2 protein-coding genes and 1 pseudogene are annotated in these 4,688 nt (G+C 35.8%); 2 read left to right on the top strand and 1 reads right to left on the bottom strand.

Annotation, left to right across the window (positions count from 1 at the left end; genetic code table 11):
- A pseudogene (locus ACFIO3_RS08995) lies at positions 1 to 185 on the bottom strand (phage tail protein); the annotation flags it as partial.
- Positions 186 to 2,050: 1,865 nt separating this feature from the next.
- Here ACFIO3_RS08995 and thiC point away from each other — a divergent pair.
- On the top strand, positions 2,051 to 3,886 hold the full coding sequence (gene thiC, locus ACFIO3_RS08990; RefSeq protein ID WP_375606319.1) for a phosphomethylpyrimidine synthase ThiC: 1,836 nt from the start codon (positions 2,051 to 2,053) through the stop codon (positions 3,884 to 3,886).
- The coding region (locus ACFIO3_RS08985; RefSeq protein WP_375704345.1) for an FAD-dependent oxidoreductase at positions 3,883 to 4,688 on the top strand (806 nt) is incomplete at its 3' end. The genes thiC and ACFIO3_RS08985, both read left to right, overlap by 4 nt.

Here is a 4,688-nt window from a genome sequence, read left to right as displayed (position 1 = left end):
GCATTTACCATAAAGCTTGAGTCAATAGATCCACCATTATCTGCAAGATATTCTCGTACGCGCTGCATCATCGCCCGTGCACTATCATTAACAGAACTAGGCGGCTGTCCTTCTGCCCAATTAATGATACTATCTGAATAAGCATTTTCATCAGCCTTTAGAGACCAATCGTAAATATTAGACATTTTAAACCCCCATTATTTTCATAGTTTTTCTAACAACTTCTCGTTCTGTGCACTAAAATGTGCTGCCGCTGTTGATTGATACATCATAACCACTGCACCATCCTTATTTACGCATTTTATCTCTCTTCACTCCTTCCAATTTTATAACCTAAATTCACCAGACGCTTTTCATAACATTAGTATGAATACTTTCTCTTCTAATGTATAATGTAACCACCTCATCTGATGTTACTTAATATCTTGTTTTGTTGTTTTGCTGTTGTTATATAATTATTTTTTAAATCTTGCATCTTGTTGCAAAATTTATAAATATTATTCAAATTTTTCCTTATTATGGATTTCATATAACCATTACTGAATGTAATAACTTATCATCCACATAGAAAGTTTCTGACTTAAACATTATCTTTTTTTATTTTTTTCAATAGTTTAAATCTATCTCATCGATATTTTATACCATATATTTTAAACAAAGAAATTCTATCTTTTGGCTATCATTTGTATTAAAACTTTAAAAATTAGCTTCAAATTTTTTACATGCTTCATTATCTTTTTATTCACACGCAGATACTTTGTTCTATTTTATTCAATTTATTTCTGAAATTGTGTCACAAGATTAGCACCAATGTTTTTTTGAATAAGCTTTTATTCAATCTAAATGTATCATAGAAAATATATTCAATATGGACACTTGCTCCACACTTTCATTAAACTGGAAATAAAATACCTTGAAATATCAAATATCACACACCTTCACAAAATTTGAAGGTTGTATCCGATCCGGAAAAAATTAAAAAGCATAACCTAGCCCCTCCCCCAATCTTTATGAACAATATCCTTGTTTTTTAAACGCCCCATAACCAACTTTTCCCCTCCCACACTTAGCACATCTCCCTCTATATATTATTATATGTATATGTTTTTTGCAAGAGCAATAAATCATTCTAAACAACATCTTGCAATTATTGGTGTTCTTCTTAATTCAAGACAATATTATTTTTAATAATAAAGATTAGGTATTGTTTCCCGCTTTTGTTTATCGCATTCTTAATGGAAACATCCCCCTCATGAAGAATAGAATACCCCAAACAAAATATAATGATATTGCATATTACGCACTTTTTAAGAAATATTGCTCAAAATATACTCCTTTCATTTTACGACAGCGCACGTCAATGATACAATAGCAAGCCATTATAGATCATCAGCTTTAAGCTTTTGAAGATACAAGTGGAATCCATCATACATTTTGTTGGCCTCCACTTTTTGACAGCCTCACATCTTAGAATGTTCATTAAATGACATTTGGCTTCCTTTCTTCAAGTGTTTTGCCCCATACGCTCCCACTTATGACATGCAAGGAAGTGTTTTTATATGAAAAGATATATGATGAGAGAATCTTATGGTATTCTGAGTTATTATTTTAATATGAAAAAAATCTCAATCAGAGCCATAAACTATCTACTTTTTCTCTGATAATCCGCTTTTAACTTTATTCTGGTTTATAAAAGCTTCAATATCATAGTTTATCACTTCATAATATTTATTTTCACTCTTAAAAACACACCAAAATCGTTTAAAATATATTTTTATGATTGACAATATAGATATTTAAGCCAACCATATTCGTATTAACAAAAATACTTCAAGTGGGAGGAGGCATGCAAATATTAGAATAGATATTGTATCAGTTTTTCAAAATAACTTTTCTTGAGCTGTATTGGGTTTTCTTTGCTACAAAGCAATACTTACCCCTATTCATCCGAATGCTCGTGATTGATAATTTGAATACATCTCCATTAACATCGTAACTCCATTAACATCGCAACCTATTTTTGAACTCCGTGTCTATAAGGAAAAAGTTTGTGCAGAAAAATACTCCATCAATTAGTTGTAACCCCTTTCCCGCTTCACGCAAAATTTATCAACAGAGCCTTCTCTTTTCTGATGTGCGCGTACCATTGCGTGAAATTTCACTGGCTGATGGCAGTGGTGAAAAACCTTTAAACGTCTACGATACTTCTGGCCCCTACACAGATAAAGATATGATCATTGATATTACAAAAGGCCTTCCAGCAATTAGCTTGCCTTGGCTCTCTAAACGGGATGATACTGAAACTTATCCTGCACGATTAGTTAAACCTGAAGATAATGGATTGACTTCTGATAAAAACCTTACACCAGCCTTTAAGCAAAAACGTTCTATTTTACGAGCAAAAAATGGCAAAGCAATTACACAAATGGCTTACGCACGCGCAGGCATTATTACCGAAGAAATGGAATATGTGGCTATACGAGAAAATGAAGGATTAGCAGTAGAAGAGCGGCAAAATGTACCATCAAATGAAACATTTTCTGGATCAATACCTGAAACTTATACTGCGGAATTTGTTCGCAATGAAATTGCTTGTGGACGCGCCATTATTCCACAAAACATTAATCATCCAGAGTGCGAACCTATGATTATTGGACGTAATTTTCGTGTTAAAATTAATGCCAATATTGGAAATTCAGCAGTAACTTCATCTATGGAAGAAGAAGTTGATAAAATGGTTTGGGCCATTCGTTGGGGAGCAGATACAGTTATGGATCTTTCTACAGGACGAAATATTCACAATATTCGTGAATGGATTATCCGAAATTCTCCTGTGCCCATCGGAACAGTTCCTCTTTATCAAGCACTCGAAAAAGTACAGGGTATTGCCGAAAACTTAACATGGGATATTTTTCGTGATACCCTTATTGAGCAAGCAGAACAAGGTGTTGATTATTTTACCATTCATGCAGGATTAAGACTACCTTTTATCCCTTTGACCGTTGATCGGGTAACAGGTATTGTTTCACGAGGTGGTTCTATTATGGCAAAATGGTGTTTGCATCATCATAAAGAAAGTTTTCTCTATGAACATTTTGATGAAATTTGTGATATTGCACGCACGTATGACATCTCTCTTTCATTGGGGGATGGATTGCGTCCTGGCTCTATTGCCGATGCCAATGACGAGGCCCAATTTGCAGAGCTTAAAACCTTGGGAGAATTGACAAAAGTTGCTTGGAAAAAAGATGTACAAGTTATGATTGAAGGCCCTGGGCATGTCCCAATGCACAAAATTAAAGAAAATATGGAGCAACAATTAGATCTTTGTCATGAGGCGCCTTTTTATACTTTAGGACCTCTTACAACGGACATTGCTCCGGGTTATGATCATATTACATCAGCAATTGGTGCCGCTATGATTGGATGGTTTGGAACTGCTATGTTGTGTTATGTAACACCTAAAGAACACCTAGGACTCCCCGATAGGAATGACGTAAAAACTGGTGTGATTACTTATAAAATTGCTGCTCATGCCGCAGACCTTGCCAAAGGTTTGCCGAGAGCACAATTGCGCGATAATGCTCTTTCGCGTGCACGATTTGATTTTAGATGGCATGATCAATTTAACCTTTCTCTTGATCCAGAAACAGCCTGTGCCTTTCATGATGAGACAATGCCTAAAGATGCCCATAAATTGGTGCATTTTTGTTCCATGTGTGGACCAAAATTCTGTTCTATGCGTATTTCCCATGATATTCGTGATGCTGCAGCACTCAAAAAAACAAAAGGTGAAGGTATGATTGCTATGGCTGAAAAATATCAAGAAAGTGGTGATCTTTATATGGAAATTGTTCCTCCTCAAAAAAAGAAAGTAAACAGTTGAAGAACATTCTTATCAAAGGTGCAGGTGTAGGCGGCTTAACAGTTGCCTTTATGTTACAGCAAAAAGGTGCTTCTGTTACTGTATCAGCCCCCCCTCATTCACCTATAGGAAGTGCTAGTTGGTATGCAGGAGGAATGCTCGCACCTTACTGTGAAAGAGAAAATGCGGAACAGATTGTTGAAGATCTTGGTGTACAAGCTATACAATGGTGGCGTAAAACGCTCCCCAACCTTGTCATACAAAAAGGCACTTTAGTAGTTGCACCTACACGAGATAGAGGAGAGCTTGAACGATTTTTTATGCGTACGCATAATCACAAAACCATAGATAATACAGAAATAGCTCATCTTGAACCAGATCTTGCGGAACGTTTTAACTGTGCACTCTTTTATGAAAATGAAGCCCATATTGATCCTCGCAAAGCACTTATGGCTTTAAAAGAAAAGCTTCTCAACAATGGAGCCTGTTTTGTTGATGTAGAGAAGGCTGAAAAAAATTTTGATATTGTTATTGATGCGACAGGAATAGGACGTTTAGGAAAAGATAAAAATATACGGGGTGTACGTGGTGAAATGCTACTCTTGCGGAGTACAGAAATTAAAATTTCCCGCCCAATTCGTCTTCTTCATCCACGATTTCCACTTTATGTTGTTCCACGACAGAATGATATTTTCATGATTGGCGCAACGATGATTGAAAGTGACTTTGATGGTGCAATCTCTGTAAGATCAATGATGGAATTGCTCAACGCGGCCTATACATTGCACCCTGCTTTTGCCGAAGCAGAAATTGTTGAATCCGG

The organism is Bartonella sp. AD328YNZD, from assembly GCF_042196425.1.
The sequence above is the reverse complement of the archived record's forward strand: the minus strand, read 5'-3'. Positions and strand labels throughout refer to the sequence as shown.